At 73.3% G+C, this 15,806-nt stretch carries 12 protein-coding genes; 2 read left to right on the top strand and 10 right to left on the bottom strand.

The window, feature by feature from the left end; translation table 11 throughout:
- Positions 1-2,124: a PhoH family protein gene (locus tag ACFZBB_RS01795; protein WP_391116762.1), complete on the bottom strand. Its 2,124-nt coding sequence runs from the start codon at positions 2,122-2,124 to the stop codon at positions 1-3.
- Positions 2,125-2,319: 195 nt separating this feature from the next.
- Positions 2,320-3,450, bottom strand: coding sequence for a PfkB family carbohydrate kinase (locus tag ACFZBB_RS01800; protein WP_391116764.1), 1,131 nt, complete (start codon positions 3,448-3,450; stop codon positions 2,320-2,322).
- 166 nt (positions 3,451-3,616) lie between these two features.
- Here ACFZBB_RS01800 and ACFZBB_RS01805 point away from each other — a divergent pair, with 166 nt between their 5' ends.
- The gene (locus tag ACFZBB_RS01805) at positions 3,617-4,930 is read left to right on the top strand and encodes a 6-phospho-beta-glucosidase (RefSeq protein WP_391116766.1); all 1,314 of its coding nucleotides are present in this window, start codon (positions 3,617-3,619) and stop codon (positions 4,928-4,930) included.
- A gap of 176 nt (positions 4,931-5,106) precedes the next feature.
- Positions 5,107-5,907, top strand: coding sequence for an HAD family acid phosphatase (locus tag ACFZBB_RS01810; protein WP_391116768.1), 801 nt, complete (start codon positions 5,107-5,109; stop codon positions 5,905-5,907).
- A gap of 14 nt (positions 5,908-5,921) precedes the next feature.
- On the opposite strand, the gene ACFZBB_RS01815 is transcribed toward ACFZBB_RS01810, so the two are convergent.
- From ACFZBB_RS01815 to ACFZBB_RS01850, 8 genes are all read right to left on the bottom strand, one after another.
- A complete protein-coding gene (locus tag ACFZBB_RS01815; RefSeq protein ID WP_391116770.1) occupies positions 5,922-6,935 on the bottom strand; it encodes an adenosine deaminase in 1,014 nt (337 codons plus the stop codon).
- Between the two features lie 29 nt (positions 6,936-6,964).
- Positions 6,965-7,870, bottom strand: coding sequence for a ribonuclease Z (locus tag ACFZBB_RS01820; protein WP_391116772.1), 906 nt, complete (start codon positions 7,868-7,870; stop codon positions 6,965-6,967).
- 10 nt (positions 7,871-7,880) lie between these two features.
- The gene (locus ACFZBB_RS01825; protein ID WP_391116774.1) at positions 7,881-8,237 is read right to left on the bottom strand and encodes an HIT domain-containing protein; all 357 of its coding nucleotides are present in this window, start codon (positions 8,235-8,237) and stop codon (positions 7,881-7,883) included.
- Positions 8,238-8,873: 636 nt separating this feature from the next.
- Positions 8,874-9,401 (bottom strand): NUDIX domain-containing protein, encoded by a 528-nt coding sequence (locus ACFZBB_RS01830; RefSeq protein WP_391116776.1) that lies wholly within the window; start codon positions 9,399-9,401, stop codon positions 8,874-8,876.
- Between the two features lie 496 nt (positions 9,402-9,897).
- Entirely contained in the window at positions 9,898-13,233 is a 3,336-nt protein-coding gene (locus tag ACFZBB_RS01835; RefSeq protein ID WP_391116777.1) for a S41 family peptidase, read from the bottom strand.
- Between the two features lie 22 nt (positions 13,234-13,255).
- Positions 13,256-13,600: a hypothetical protein gene (locus tag ACFZBB_RS01840; RefSeq protein ID WP_391116779.1), complete on the bottom strand. Its 345-nt coding sequence runs from the start codon at positions 13,598-13,600 to the stop codon at positions 13,256-13,258.
- Between the two features lie 268 nt (positions 13,601-13,868).
- Complete coding sequence (locus tag ACFZBB_RS01845) at positions 13,869-14,603, bottom strand: 16S rRNA (uracil(1498)-N(3))-methyltransferase (protein ID WP_391116782.1); 735 nt, start codon at positions 14,601-14,603, stop codon at positions 13,869-13,871.
- Positions 14,600-15,664 carry a nitronate monooxygenase gene (locus ACFZBB_RS01850; protein WP_391116785.1) on the bottom strand — a complete coding sequence of 355 codons (1,065 nt, stop codon included), beginning with the start codon at positions 15,662-15,664 and terminating at the stop codon, positions 14,600-14,602. Before ACFZBB_RS01850 ends, ACFZBB_RS01845 begins: the two co-directional genes overlap by 4 nt.
- Positions 15,665-15,806 lie beyond the last annotated feature (142 nt).

The following is a 15,806-nucleotide window of genomic DNA, read 5'->3' on the forward strand; positions in this document are numbered from 1 at the left end:
TTACTTTCCGTTGGCACCGGTCGCGCCGGCGATGCTGTCGTCGTAGCGCTCGTAAGCGTCCACGATGCGTCCGACCAGCTTATGGCGCACCACGTCCGTGCTCGTCAGCCGGGAGAAGTGGATGTCCTCGATATCGGTGAGGATGTCCTGGATCTGCCGCAGCCCGCTCTTCGTCCCGTTCGGCAGGTCGACCTGCGTCACGTCACCGGTGATGACGATCTTCGAGTCGAAGCCGAGCCGGGTGAGGAACATCTTCATCTGCTCGGCGCTGGTGTTCTGCGCCTCGTCGAGGATGATGAACGCGTCGTTGAGCGTGTTGTGCGTCAGCAGGTAGTCCTCGGTGACGTAGAGCGAGTCGGCCGCCGCCACCTGGATGCACACCGCTTCCTCACGGCCCGCGGGCTCGATGCTGTCGATGAACCGCAGGGGGCGGCCGCCCCCGCCAGCCGCGTCATACGTGTCGCGCTTGCGGGCCAGCCGAAAGGGCTCGACGCCCTCGGGGAGCCGGATGTCGATGATGTGGGCGTCCCGGCGGTGCTGGACGTCCCGTCCCCCGGCCCTTCCGGGCTCCCGGCCCTCGGCCGCACGTCGACGGGTGTACGCGACTCCGCCGAGCGACCGGACCAGCGCGATGACATCGTCCCTGAGCGGGATCGATGTCGTCGCGTACTGGATACGGCAGGTGCGATCCGACTGAGTGACCGGCCCTCCGTCGGAGTCCAGCAGCCCCTGGAGCAGGGCCAGCCGGATCTCGGCGGAGTTGTTGAGATAACTGTCCGGCACGAACTTCGAGCCCGACGTGTCGCCGAGGAGGTCAAGGGTGCGCAGCGCCGCGGTCACCGGGTTCACGGTGGTGATGACATCGCCGGGTGTCCTGACACGGTTGAGCGTGTAGTCGGGCCCGCCCTTGTGCCGGACGGCCACGCCGGGCAGCGCGGCTTCCAGAGCGGTGACGAGTTCCGGGTCGGCGGCGGCGAACGACGGTGTGGTGGAGCCGGTGAGGCACCCGTCTCCGAGCAGGAGACCGAGGGCGTACGGGTCCATCGGGACGTCGCGCTCCGGGAAGCACACCGGCGCCGTGAGCAACGGAAGCTCATACCGGCGGGCGTGGGCCGCGCGGAGGCTGCCGATCATCTCCTTGGTCTCCAGGACTCGCCACGGCTTGTCGCGGCGCTTGTCCGAAGCCGTCCTGACCGTCCACAAGTGGTCCCCGCAGGCCAGTGTCGAAGCCCCGTCCTGGGCCGTGACACGGTAGATGTCCTTCTCGCCCTGCGGGTAGACACCGAGAACCGGGGTCGGTTCGCCGTCGGATCCGACGACGAGGTCACCGACCTGGAGGTCGCCGATCGGACGCCAACCGTCCGGTGTCAGCACCTTCGTGAAGACCGGCTGCGCCCTTCCGCGCATGTACGCCAGCGGGGCGACCTCGATCGTGCCCGCCGCCATCAGGCGGGGGATCGAGTCGGCGTCGAGCATGTCGTGCAGGGCGTCGTAGAGCGGGCGCAGGTACGGGTCGATCTTCTCGTAGAGGGTGCCGGGCAGGAAGCCGAGGCGTTCGCCCGCCTCGACCGCGGGGCGGGTGAGGATGATCCGGCTGACCTGCTTGGACTGGAGGGCCTGGACGGCCTTGGCCATGGCCAGGTAGGTCTTGCCGGTGCCCGCGGGGCCGATGCCGAAGACGATGGTGTGGGTGTCGATCGCGTCCACGTACCGCTTCTGGTTGAGCGTCTTGGGGCGGATCGTGCGGCCGCGGCTGGACAGGATGTTCTGCGTGAGGACCTGGGCGGGCGTCTCCGCGTCCGGGTCGACCGCCGTGCCGTTGGCCCTGAGCATGGCGATGGAGCGTTCCACCCCGTCCTCGGTCATCGGCTGGCCGGTGCGCAGCACCAGCATCATCTCGTCGAAGAGCCGCTGGACCAGGGCCACCTCGGGGGCTTCGCCGACGGCGCTGATCTCGTTGCCTCGGACGTGGATGTCGACGGCCGGGAACGCCTGCTCGATCACGCGGAGGAGAGCGTCTCCCGATCCCAGGACGGTCACCATGGGGTGCTTGGCCGGTACGACGAAGTGGGCGCGCGCCTGCTGCGGCGGCTGCGGCTGCTGCTTGGTCGGTGTCTGAGTCATGGGCCGGCGCTAGGGCCTGCTCATCCCGCTTTCTGCTGATCGGCAGGCCCGGAGGGGCCTGGGGGTTCCAAGCGTACGACGCCGCGCCGCGCCCGCCGAGGGGATTTGGCGGTGTGCCCGCGGCGGAAGGGGTGCGGGGAGCCGCGCGGGCGGGGGCGCGGGCAGGGGTGCGGGGAGCGGCCCGCGGGCCGGGGCTCAGGCGGGGCGGAAGCCGACGGTGGGGACCGCGCGGCGCAGCGGCCAGGGCCGGGGGTCGGTGGGCAACAGGGCGTCGAGGAAGGCGTAGCGGCCGAGCGGGGAGGCGGGGTCGCAGGGGCCCGGGTCCGCGGCGGCCCGCGCCCGCGCCTTCGTCTGCTGCCACCAGGCGGCGATCTCGGCCCAGCCGGGCGCGGACAGCGAGCCGCCGAACTCCTGCACGGACAGCGCCGCGCACAGCGACGCGAAGGCCAGCCGGTCGGCCAGCGGCCAGGCGGCGAGCGTGCCGGTCACGAATCCGGCGACGAAGACGTCGCCCGCGCCCGTGGGGTCCAGGGCCTCCACGATCAGGGCGGGCACCTCGGCCGTCTCGCCGCTGCCGGAGTCCACGGCGAAGGCGCCCTCGGAGCCGAGGGTCACCACCGCGAGCGGCACCCGCTCGGCCAGGGCCCTGGCGGCCTCGCGCGGGCAGGCCGTCCGGGTGTACCGCATGGCCTCCTCGGCGTTCGGCAGAAACGCGGCGCAGTGCCGTAGCCCATCCAGGTCTGCCGGGTCCCAGCGGCCGGTCTCGTCCCAGCCGACGTCCGCGAAGACCTTCGTCCCCGAGGCGGCGGCGGCCCCGATCCACTCCTGGTCCCGCTCCTGGTCGCCCGCCCTGCCGTGGTGCCCGAGCGACGCCACCGCCGCCCGCGCGGGCGGCGGGCAGGCGGGCACCGACTCCTGCGCGGGCGGCGCCTCGTGCCCGTGGCTGACCATCGTCCGCTCGCCCTCGTAGGCCATCGACACCGTCACCGGCGAGTGCCAGCCGGGGATGCGCCGCGACGGCTCCAGGTCGATGCCCTCGCCCGACGACAGGCTGTCCCAGCAGTAGTCGCCGTACACGTCGTCCCCGAACGCCGCCGCCAGCGTCGTCCGCAGCCCCAGCCTCGCCAGCGCCGTCGCCATGTTCGCGATCCCGCCGGGGCTCGAACCCATCCCCCGCGCCCACGACTCGGTGCCGCGTACGGGCGCGCTGTCCAGTCCCGTGAAGATGATGTCCAGGAACACGGTGCCGGTCAGGTAGACGTCGGTCCCCGGGTCGCCCGCCGCGCGGAGGGTGCCGAGGGGGTCGAGAACGGGCATGTCGTCCATCCCGTCACTGTGCCACGGCGTCCGCGCCCGGGGCTGCACGTACCGCCACCTGATGTCGGTTGACGCACCGCGCGGCCGGTGAGCGCGGCCGGTGAGCGCGGCGAGCCCCCGCCGGGGGAAGATCCGGGGGACGACATCAGCCAGGCAGGACGGGAGGTCACCGCGCATGCGCCTGACGATTCTGGGAGGCGGCGGCTTCCGCGTCCCCCTCGTGTACCGAGCCCTGCTCGACGACCCCACGGTCAGTGACGTCGTGCTGTACGACACGGACCCGCGGCGGCTGCGGGTGATCACGGCGGTACTGGCGACGATGCCGGGCGGCCCGCCGGTGCGGGCGACGACGGACCTGGACGACGCTCTGCGCGGAGCGCGCTTCGTCTTCTCGGCGATCCGCGTCGGCGGCACCGCGGGCCGCGTCTCGGACGAGCGGGTGCCGCTGACCGAGGGCGTGCTGGGTCAGGAGACGGTCGGCGCGGGCGGGGTGCTGTACGGGCTGCGGACGCTGCCGGTCGCGACGGCGATGGCGGAACGGGTCAAGGCGGTGGCGCCGGACGCGTGGGTCATCAACTTCACGAATCCGGCCGGGATGGTGACCGAGGCGATGAGCCGGGTCCTGGGCCCGCGGGTGATCGGGATCTGCGACTCGCCGGTGGGGCTGGTGCGGCGGGCGGCGCGGGCGGCGGGCGCGGACCCGGACGGACCGGGCTTCGGCTACGACTATGTGGGCCTCAACCACCTCGGCTGGCTGCGGAAGTTGACGGTCGACGGTACGGATCTGCTGCCGGGCCTGCTGGCCGACCCGGCGGCGCTCGGCACCTTCGAGGAGGGCCGGCTCTTCGGCCCCGAGTGGCTGGGCGCGCTGGGCTCGCTGCCCAACGAGTACCTGCACTACTACTACTTCCGGCGCGAGTCGCTGGCCGCGGTGCGCGCCGCGGACGCCACGCGCGGCGAGTTCCTGGACCGGCAGCAGGGCGCGTTCTTCGTCACGGCCGATGAACAGCCGGGCCGGGCACACGAGTTGTGGGAGCGGACCCGGCTGGAGCGTGAGGAGACGTACATGGCGGACAGCCGGACCGCGTCCGGCGGTTGGGAGCGTGACCCGCACGATCTGGACGGCGGCGGTTACGACCGGGTGGCGCTCGCGCTGATGCGGGCCATCGCGCGGGACGAGCGGACGACGCTGATCCTCAATGTTCCGGGCGGCGGGGCGGTGCCGTTCCTCGACCCGGAGGCCGTGGTCGAAGTGCCGTGCGAGGTCGGTGCGTTCGGGGCGAGGCCGCTGCCGGTGGCGGCGCCGGACGAGCACCAGGCGGGGCTGATGCTGGAACTGAAGGCCGTGGAGCGGGCGGCGATCGAGGCGGCGGCCACCGGTTCGCGCCGGGCCGCGCTGCGGGCGCTCGCGCTGCACCCGCTGGTGGACTCCCCGGCGGTCGCGGCGCGGATCCTGGCGGCGGCGCTCCCCGACGACGGCCGACGCTGACGGGCGGGCGCCCGCCCGGCCCGCCCGGCGCAACGGCCTCTGAACTGCGGGTTAACTCAAGGGAAACGAGTTGACGGAACCCGCGCTCGGCGCCACGCGCGTAGACCACCCTTGACCAGCCAGGATCGACAGGTCTAGGTTCACCGGCACCAACCGAGCGTTGAAGGAGCACCGTCATGCCCCGAGCCCGACTCTCCGCCCGCACCCGCACCTTGGCCGTCGCCGTGGTCGCGGCGTCGCTGGGCGCCACGGTCTACGGAGTCGGCGTCGCCGGCGCCCACGATTCCGTGCCGCGCAGCGACAAGCAGATCCCCAATCTCACCGACGTGGTCAGTGAGATCAAGGCGTACTACGGCGACACCGTGGACGCCTCGGGCGAGCACTTCGCGTCGCCGAGCAGCAACTACGCCAGGCAGGTCGCGGGCATCGAGGCCAAGGCCAAGCAGTACCTGGCCCACGAGGTCGGCCACGCAGGCCACGGCGGCCACGCGGCCAAGCCCGCCATCGTGCTGGACGTCGACGACACCAGCCTGAACACGTACAACTACGAGCTGGAGGTGGGCTTCGCCTACACGCCCGCCAGCAACTCGGCGTACATCGCGAACAAGAACATGGACGCCGTCTTCGGCATGGAGAAGCTGACCAACTGGGCGGCGGACCAGGGCATCACGGTCTTCTGGGTCACCGGCCGCCCGGAGGCCCAGCGCGCCGACACCGTACGGAATCTGGCCGCCGTCGGCTACAAGCCGGCCGCCGACGCCGCGCACCTCTACCTGAAGAACGCGGCCAGCCCGCCGTCGTACCTGCCGTGCGGCTCGACGTGCACGACCATCGAGTACAAGTCCGGTACCCGCAAGCACATCGAGTCGCTCGGCTACAACATCGTCGGCAACTTCGGCGACCAGTACAGCGACCTGACCGGCGGCTACGCGGACAAGTCCTTCAAGCTGCCGAACCCGATGTACTTCCTGCCGTAGGACGCGAAAAGGCGTCAGCCGAACGCGTACGCCTCCACCTCGGCCAGGCACGCCGCCCTGCGCGGCTCGTCGTGGTCGAGGAAGGCGGCGAGGAACGAATTGCGGGCCAGGGTGCGCTCGTCCTCCTCGGTGAGAGCGAGGGCGGCGCGCACCGCCGCGAAGTTGTCGTCCGCGTAGCCGCCGAAGTAGGCGGGGTCGTCGGAGTTGACGGTGACGCGCAGACCCTCCGCGAGCATGCGCGGCAGCGGGTGGGCGGCCAGTGAACCGACGCAGCGCAGGCGGACGTTGGACAGCGGGCAGACCGTCAGCGGCACCTGCTCGCGGACCAGCCTGGCCACCAGCGCCGGGTCCTCGAGGCAGCGGATGCCGTGGTCGATCCGCTCCACGCCCAGCACGTCGAGGGCCTCGCCGATGTACGCGGGCGGCCCCTCCTCCCCCGCGTGCGCGACCCGCCGCAGCCCGGCCGCCGCCGCCCGCCCGTACACCTCGCGGAACTTCGCGGGCGGGTGCCCGACCTCCGCCGAGTCCAGGCCCACGCCGGTGATGAGGCCGGGGCCGGCGCCCGAGCCGAAGTACGGGCGCGCCGCCTCGAAGGTGTCCAGCGCCGACCGCTCGGACTCGTCCCGCAGGAAGCACATGATCAGGCCGCCGCTGATCCCGTGCCGCCGCCCCTCGCGCTCCAGCGCCCCGGCCAGGCCCTCCACGACCGTCCCGATCGGCACCCCGCGCGCGATGTGCGCCTGCGGGTCGAAGAACACCTCCGCGTGCCGTACGCCCTGCTCCGCCGCCCGCGCCAGATACGCGCCCATCAGCTCGGCGAAGTCCTCCTCGGTGCGCAGGACGGCCATCAGCGCGTAGTACAGGTCGAGGAAGGACTGGAGGTCGGTGAAGGAGTACGCCTGCCGCAGCGCCTGGGCCGTCGGGTACGGCAGCGCGACCCGGTTGCGCGCGGCGAGCTCGAAGGCCAACTCGGGCTCCAGGGTGCCCTCGATGTGCAGGTGCAGTTCTGCCTTGGGGATGGGGGGCATGGCGGGATTCGCTTTCAGGGGGTTCGGGCTCAGCGGCGGCGCGGGACCGGGACGCGGATCAGGTCGTGGGCGACGGTCAGCTCGCCCTGGTAACCGGCCGTCCTCGCCTGCCGCTCGAAGACGGCGGGGTCGCCGTAGCGCTGCGAGAAGTGGGTGAGGACGAGGTGCCGTACGCCCGCCTCCCGTGCGACGGCGGCGGCCTGACCGGCCGTCAGATGACCGTGGTCGGCGGCCAGTCCCGCGTCCTCGTCCAGAAAGGTCGACTCGATGACCAGCAGGTCGCAGCCCTCGGCGAGGGCGTGGACCCCGTCGCACAGCCGGGTGTCCATGACGAAGGCGAAGCGCTGGCCGCGCCGCACCTCGCTGACCTGGTCGAGCGTGACGCCGTTGAGACCGCCGTCGCGTTGCAGCCGGGCGATGTCGGGACCCACGACACCGTGCTCGGCCAGCCGTTCGGGGAGCATCCGGCGGCCGTCTGGTTCGACGAGCCGGTAGCCGTACGACTCGACCGGGTGGGAGAGCCTGCGCGCCTCCAGCGTGAAGGCGGGGGTCGTGGCGAGCACCCCGTCGGCCGCGACCGGCGCCTCGCGCAGGTCGGCGGCCTCGTGGTAGGCGGTGGCGTACCGCAGCCGCTCGAAGAAGCGCTGCCCACTGGCCGGGTAGTGCGCGGTGACCGGGTGCGGGACGCGGTCGAGGCTGATCCGCTGGAGCACACCCGCCAGGCCCAGCGAGTGGTCGCCGTGGAAGTGCGTGACGCAGATCCGGGTGAGGTCGTGCGCCGCGACGCCCGCGTGCAGCATCTGCCGCTGGGTGCCCTCGCCGGGATCGAAGAGGATCGCCTCGCCGTCCCAGCGCAGGACGTACCCGTTGTGATTGCGGTGCCGGGTCGGCACCTGGCTGGCGGTGCCGAGGACGACCAGTTCGCGTACCGACAAAGGCCGGACCTCAGACCAGCCGCTGGAGGTCGCGCCCGCCGAGCACGTGGGCGTGCGCGTGGAAGACGGTCTGTCCGGCGCCGGGGCCGGTGTTGAAGACGATCCGGTAGCCCGTCGTGTCGACCTTCTCCTGCGCCGCGACCTCGCCCGCCTCGCGCAGCACGTCGGCGGCCACCAGGGGCTCGGCCGCCGCCAGGGTGGCGCCGTCCGGGTAGTGCACGCGGGGGATCACCAGGACGTGGGTCGGGGCCTGGGGGCTGATGTCGCGGAAGGCGACGGTGGTCTCGGTCTCACGCACGATCGTCGCGGGGATTTCGCCGGCCACGATCTTGCAGAACAGGCAGTCCGCCTGCGGCTCTCCCGCCATGGTGGCGGCCCCCTTTTCGTACGGATACGGGTCGTGTGCATGCTATCCGCCGCTTGCGGGTCGCCGCTGTGCGGCTTGTCTTTCCCGCCCGCCCGCCCACCCGTGCGGGTGCTTTCTTCGTCTGCGGGTGCCGCTTGTGCCTGGTCGGTCCCGGCCCGGGGCACCTCCTCGGGCGACGAACGTGCGCCCACTTCGACTTGCTTCTGGTCCTGTCTGTTCGTCCCCCTGCGGGGGCACCCCGCGCCGTCCCCTCGGGTACGTCGGCGTCCGACGGTCCGCTGTGGTGGCGGAGGGGGGCGGGTGGGGGGCCGGGCCCTGCGCCACCGAACCTCCGGCGGGGCGGGCGGCGGGGGGCGGGTGGGTCGGGTACGTCGGCGTCCGGCGGTCCGCTGTGGTGACGGAGGGGGGCGGGTGGGGACCGGCCCCTGCGCCACCGAACCTCCGGCGGGGCGGGCGGAGGGGGGTGGGTGGGCTCGGGTACGTCGGCGTCCGACGGTCCGCTGTGGTGACGGAGGGGGGCGGGTGGGGGGCCGGGCCCTGCGCCACCGAACCTCCGGCGGGGCGGGCGGAGGGGGGTGGGTGGGGGTGCGGGCCTGTCGGGGAGTGGCCGTCTGCTGGTGGGGGTGGGGTGGAGGGTCATGAGGGAGGCTGGGGCTCGGGTGGGGGCGCCGGGGTCCAGCCGTGGAGGGAGATTGTCAGGCCGCCGTCGAGGTAGGAGCGGAGGGCGAGCTCGGTGGACGGGACCATGGGAGTGGGGAGGGCGGTGACGGGCGTCCAGCGGACCTGGCTGTGCTTGCCGGGCTCGCGGTTCTCCGGCTGGCCGTGCCAGGTGCGGGTGGCGAAGACCACGGTGAGGAATCCGGCCGGGGACTCCACGCCCCACGCGCCGTGCACGACGTGGGCGAGGGTCAGATCGCCGGGGTCGACGGTGAGGCCGGTCTCCTCGTACAGCTCGCGGACGGCCGTGGCGGTGACCGGCTCCCCCGGGTCGCTCTTGCCGACCGGGAGGTCCCACATGCCCTGGCCGAATTTGGAGCGCTCACCGCGCTGGAGCAACAGGACCCGGTCGGTGACGGTGTCGTGGACGATGACGGCCGCGGCGAGCAGCGTCATGGAGTCGACAGCGGGCGGCAGCGCCGGGGGTCGGTCGCCAGGCTGAGACATCGAGGTTCCCTTCATACGGACCGGCACGGACAAATGAGGCATGCGGGGACCTCGGGTCCTCCACTCCTGGGCCGCGCCGCCCCCACGGCCACCCCCTTCCCCGGCCACCCCGACCTGCAGGCACCCGCCGACGTACCCGAGCCCACCCCCCGGGGAGGTCGGGGGGCGCAGGGCCCGGTCCCCACCCACCCCTCCCGGAAACCCCCACCGGACAGGCGGACGCCGACGTACCTACGCCCACCCACCCCCTTCCCCGGCAACCCCCACCGGACCGTCGGACGCCGACGTACCGGGAGGGGACGGGCCGGGGTGCCCCCGCAGAAATGCGGTGACAAGAAGGGTGCCGGATGCACGGGACCAGGTAGCCGCATTTCGAGGAGGTACCCCGGACCGGCACCGACCCAGGCACAAGCGGCACCCGCAGACGAAGAAAACACCCGCACGGGTGGGCGGGCGGGCAAAACCAGGCCCGAAGGGCCAACCGCCGCCGACCCGATCAACCGCCAATGCCCGGCAGCGGCGGCGGCCTCTTGGCAGGAGACTCCTCCAGCGCGGCAAGCGCCATGCCCACGGCAGTGTCAAGCTGCGGATCACGCCCGGCAACCGAATCCTGCGGAGCGTGAACAACCTCGACGTCCGGATCAACCCCGTGGTTCTCGACGCCCCAGCCGTACCCCTCCAACCAGAAGGCGTACTTCGGCTGCGTGACAGCCGTCCCGTCAACCAGGTGGTAACGGTTGTCGATGCCGATGACACCGCCCCAGGTGCGGGTACCGACCACAGGACCGATGCCGAGAGCCCGAATCGCGGCGTTGACGATATCCCCGTCGGACCCGGAGAACTCATTGGCGACGGCCACGATCGGCCCCCGCGGGGCATCCTGCGGATAGCTGACCGGGTGCGCGTCGCGCGGCAGGTCCCAGCCGACGACCCGGCGGGCCAGCTTCTCCACGACGAGCTGCGACGTATGGCCGCCGCGGTTCTCGCGGACGTCCACGACCAGGCCCTCGCGGGCGACCTCGACGCGCAGGTCGCGGTGGAGCTGCGCCCAGCCGCTGCCGACCATGTCGGGCACGTGCAGATAGCCCAGCCGCCCGCCGGACGCGCGGTGGACGTGGGCGCGGCGGTCGGCGACCCAGTCGTGGTAGCGCAGCGGATCCTCGTCGGCGAGCGGTACGGCCACGACGTGGCGTACGGGGCCGCCCGCGGCGGGGGCGACGGTCAGTTCCACCGGCTTGCCCGCGGTGCCGACCAGCAGCGGCCCCGGTCCCGTCACCGGGTCGACGCGGTGGCCGTCCACCGCCAGCAGGAGGTCGCCCGCGCGGACGGCGACGCCCGGCGCGGCCAGCGGGGAGCGGGCGTACGGGTCGGAGGACTCGCCGGGCAGCACCCGGTCGATCCGCCAACCGCCGTCCTCCGTGCGGGAGATGTCCGCGCCGAGCAGGCCCTGCCGGTGCAGCGGGTCGCAGTGGCCGCCGGACGGGATGACGTAGGCGTGCGAGGTGCCCAGCTCGCCGTGCAGTTCCCACAGCAGGTCGATCAGGTCGTCGTGGGTGGCGATCCGGTCGAGCAGCGGCCGGTAGCGCTCGCCCGCCGCCGCCCAGTCGACGCCGCCCATGTCGGCGCGCCAGAAGTTGTCGCGCATGAGCCGGTGCGTCTCGTCGTACATCTGCCGCCACTCGTCCTGCGGGCGGACGGTGACCCGGACCCGGGTCAGGTCGACGGAGACGGAGCCGCCGGACTCGTCGTCCGCGTCGGACTTGCTGTCGGCGGGCGTGATCCGCAGCCGCGAGCCGTTGGTGAGCAGCACCTTGGCGCCGTCGCCGGTGACCGCGAAGGCGTCGGCGTCGTCGGCGATCTCCTCGATACGGAGCTGCGCCAGGTCGTACCGCTCCAGCACGGTGTTGGGCGGCTGGGCGTCCGGGGTGGCCAGGGCCGCGCCGAGCGCGCCGACCAGCGGGTGGCGCAGCCACAGCACACCGCCTTTGGCGGCGCGCAGCCCCGAGTAGTGCCCGGCCTCGACGGGGAAGGGCACGATCCGGTCGGCCAGGCCCTCCAGGTCGACGCGGGTGACGGGCGTACGCGGCCGGTCGTCCTTCTTGCCCTCGCCGCCGCTCTCCTTCCCCCCGCCGTCCTGTTCCTCCTTGGCCGGGCCGTCCTGGTCGTCCTCGTCGGCGTCGTACGGGCGGCCGTGGCGCTGCGGGCCGAACGGCGAGGGCGTCGTCGCGCACAGCGTGATCAGGTGCGGGCGGCAGGCGTTGGGGAAGGACAGGTCGAAGACGTGCGCGTCGTAGACCGGGTCGAAGGCGCGCTCGGACAGGAACGCCAGGTGGCGGCCGTCGGCGGTGAAGGCGGGCGCGAAGTCGTTGAACCGCAGCGGGGTCGCGTCGGCCACCGACAGGTCGGCGGTGGCGGCGATCTTCAACTGCCGCAGTTCGCCGGGGCCCGGCTGCGACCAGGCGAGCCACGCCGAGTCGGGCGAGAAGGCGAGCCCGGACGCGTCGCCCGAGTCGCCCGCGATCACCTCGCGTACCTCGCCGGTCTGCGTCTCGACCAGCAGCACCCGGCCGTCGTGCGAGGCGACGGCGATGCGGTGGCCGTCCGGCGAGACCTCCATGCGCAGCACCCGGCCCAGGCGGCCCGCGGCGAGCCGGCGCGGCGCGGTGCCGGTCGGCAGGCCGACGGCGGGGGCGACCTCCAGCGCGTCCTCGCCGTCCGCGTCGGTGACCCACACCACCTGCTGCTCGCCGTCTGCGCCGCCCTGTCCGAACACCCGCGGCAGCCGGGTACGGACACCGGGGTCGGCCGCCAACGCCCGTGCAGGGCCGCCGCGGTGGGTCAGCCAGTGCGTGGTGCCGCGGATCTCCAGGGCGCTGCCCCGGCCGGTGTGGTCGGGGCGCGCGTCCCCGAGGTACCGGGCGGCGCGTACGGGGTACGGCCGCAGGTCGGCGCGCTGGCCGCCGAGGCGTACCTCGATCTCGCGCGGTGCCGCGTCGTCGGCCAGGTCGTCCAGCAGGTGGACGCGGCCCCCGGCCATGTACGCCACGCGGGCGCCGTCGGTGGCGGCCTGCCGGGCGTAGAAGCCGTCGATGCCGTCCGCGGGGGTGTGCCGGCGCAGGTCGGTGCCGTCGGGCAGGCTCGAATAGAGGGCTCCGGCGCCCTCGTGGTCGGACAGGAACGCGATGCGGTCGCCGACCCACATCGGGCACTCGATGTTGCCGTCGAGGTCCTGGTGGACCCGCTCGAAGGCGCCGTCGCCCGCGCGGTCGATCCACAACTTGCCCGCCGTGCCGCCGCGGTAGCGCTTCCAGTGCGCGGCTTCCCTGCTCATCGTCGGCGACTGGATCAGCACCGCGCCGTCCGGGCCGTACGCGAGATCGCCGACCGGACCGTACGGCAGGGTCCGCGCGGGGCCGCCGTCCAGCGGCACCGCCCGCGCCCATGTCCGCCGCGAGGACGCCTCGCCGTACGGCGTGACCGCGACCAGCTCGCCGTCCGGCGTCCACGTCCGCACGGCCGTCCGTACGTTGCCCCAGTACGTCAACCGGCTTGCCTGGCCGCCCTCCAGGGGCGCGGCGTGCACCTCGGGCGCCCCGTCCCTGGTCGACGTCCACGCCACCCACTCGCCGTCGGGCGAGACCCTGGGCCGTCCGACCGGCATGTTGTCCGCGCTCACCCGCCACGCCCGGCCGCCGTCCAGCGGCGCGACCCACACGTCGTCCTCGGCGGCGAACGCGAGGAAGTCGCCGTGCGGGTGCGGGTGTCGGAGGTACGAGGGCTGCGGCGCGCTCGGGCGCGGCTGCCGCGTCACGTGCTGGTCGTGGTCGGTCACCACGCCAGCCTAGCGACGGCGATCATGTCTTCGCCGAGCAGTTTCCGAGACCTCGTACGTCGAAGACGGTCTTCTTTCCGACCACCGCGGTCAGGTGGCCCTGGACGCACTTGTCGTCCAACTGCTTGGTCACCGTGCCCTTTACGGTGATCTTCTCGTCGTGGTCGGTCCGGCCGAGGCAGTCGACCTCGTCCTCGGTCTTGCCCGTCGTCGCGCTGCACGACAGCCAACTCACGTCGATGTTGTCCTTCTTGAGCGCCCGCGTCGCCAACTGGTCGGTCGTCGCCGACACCGCGCTCGCCCCCAGCCCGTCCGCCGGGTCGCATCCGCTGATCGTCATCGCCACGAGGGCGGCCGTCACGGCCATCCCCCCGGCTCCCCATGTCCCCATCCGTCCCATCCCCCCAACCTCCGCCCGCGACCGCCCTCCCGTAAATCCCCCGAAGGCAGGACCTTCCCCTTACGGGGTGCCTTCCCCACCCGCCCGGGGGAAAATCAGCCCCGCCGGCGTTTGAGGCGGCGTCAGCCGGAGGACCCGCGCACACGCAGCCGGTCCGGTGCCCGAACTCGCCGCACCGTCACAACTCACCCGGCCCGTCCGGCGATTGAGGACACGGAGCAGGTGGGTCGGAAGGTCAGGACCAGCGGCCGGTGCGGGCGAGGAGGACGGAGGCGGCGGCCACACCGGCGGTGGAGGTGCGCAGGACGGTGGGGCCGAGGCGGTAGGCAGTGGCGGCGAGCGTGGCGATCTCCTCGGCGGAGACCCCGCCTTCCGGCCCGACGACGAGCACGACGGACCCGGACTCGGGCAGCGCGGCGGAGGCCAGCGCGGCCGAGCCCTCCTCATGGAGGACCCCGGCGAATTCGGCGCCGGCCAACAGCCCGGCGACCTGACGGGTCGTCATCAGGTCCGCCACGGAAGGAAACCGCAGGCGCCGCGCCTGCTTGGCGGCCTCCCGCGCGGTGGACCGCCACTTCGCCAGGGCCTTGGCGCCCCGGTCCCCGCGCCACTGGGTGACACAGCGGGCCGCCGCCCAGGGAACGACGGCGTCGACCCCGGCCTCCGTCATGGTCTCGACGGCCAGCTCCCCGCGGTCCCCCTTGGGCAGCGCCTGGACGACGGTGATCCGCACGGCGGGCTCGGGTTCGACCCGCGTCTCGCGTACCTCGACGTCGAGCACGTCCTTGCCGGAGACGGCGGCGACCACCCCGTACGCACCGCGCCCGCCCCCGTCCGTGAGGACGATCGCCTCGCCGGGCGTGAGGCGGCGCACGGAGACCGCGTGCCGCCCCTCGGGCCCGGTGAGGGTGACGGTGGACGGGGAGCCGTCCAGCGCGGCGGGTTCGACCAGGAAGACGGGGGCCGTCATGCGAGCGCCTCCCGGGCGGCGTGGAGTTCTTCGACGAGGAGTTCGACCAGGCGCCCGGCGGAGACGTCACGGGCCAGCCGGTGGCCCTGACCGGCCCACAGGGCCATGCCCTGCGGATCGCCCGCCGCGGCGGCGGCCTTGCGCAGCCCGGACGTGAGGTGGTGGATCTGCGGGTATCCGGGCGGCGCGTACGGCCCGTGCTCGCGGATGAAGCGGTTGAGCAGCCCGCGCGCGGGCCGCCCGGAGAAGGCGCGGGTCAGTTCGGTGCGGGCGAAGACCGGATCGGTGACGGCCCGCTTGTGCAGCGGACTCGCCCCTGACTCCGGGCAGACCAGGAACGCCGTGCCGAGCTGCGCCGCGTCCGCGCCCGCCGCGAGCACCGCCGCGACCTGCCCGCCGCGCATCAGCCCGCCCGCCGCGATCAGCGGCAGCTGCACGGCCTCGCGTACCTGCGGCACCAGCGACAGCAGCCCGAAACCCGCGCCGTCGAGCTGCGGGTCGTCGCGGTGGGTGCCCTGGTGGCCGCCCGCCTCCACGCCCTGGACGCACACCGCGTCCGCCCCCGACCACTGCGCGGCCAGCGCCTCGGACGGCGAGGTCACCGTCACGACCGTGTACGTACCGGCCTTCGCGAAGGCGTCGAGCACCGAGCGCTCCGGGCACCCGAAGGTGAAGCTCACCATCGGCACCGGGTCCTCCAGCAGGATCGCGACCTTCGCGTCGTACGCGTCGTCGGTCCCGCTGTCCGGGTCGCCCAGCGGCGTCCCGTACCAGGCGGACTCCCCCGCCAGCTGCTCGGCGTACACCGCGACCGCGGACGGATCCGCCGTCGCGGGCTGCGGCATGAACAGATTCACCCCGAACGGGTGCGAGCTGAGATGCCGGACCTGCCGGATCTCCTCGTACATCGCCTCGGACGTCTTGTACCCGGCGGCCAGAAAGCCCAGGCCGCCCGCCGCCCCCACGGCCGCGGCGAGCTGCGGATTCGACGCGCCTCCGGCCATCGGCGCCTGAATGATCGGATACGCCGAGAACGACGAGAGATCGGTCAACGCGGACATGCCGTTCATCGTGCCATGCCGCCTCCCGGCGAGGTGCGGTACCCCGTGCGGGGCGCGGCCCCCCGCGTCTGCCTCACGTGAGGCAGTGCCTCGTTTTACAGGGGCGCGAGGAACCGCGCGACACGTCCCCGCCGGGCCGGTG

Origin of the sequence: Streptomyces sp. NPDC008139 (assembly GCF_042957025.1) — a bacterium.
Taxonomy (GTDB): domain Bacteria; phylum Actinomycetota; class Actinomycetes; order Streptomycetales; family Streptomycetaceae; genus Actinacidiphila.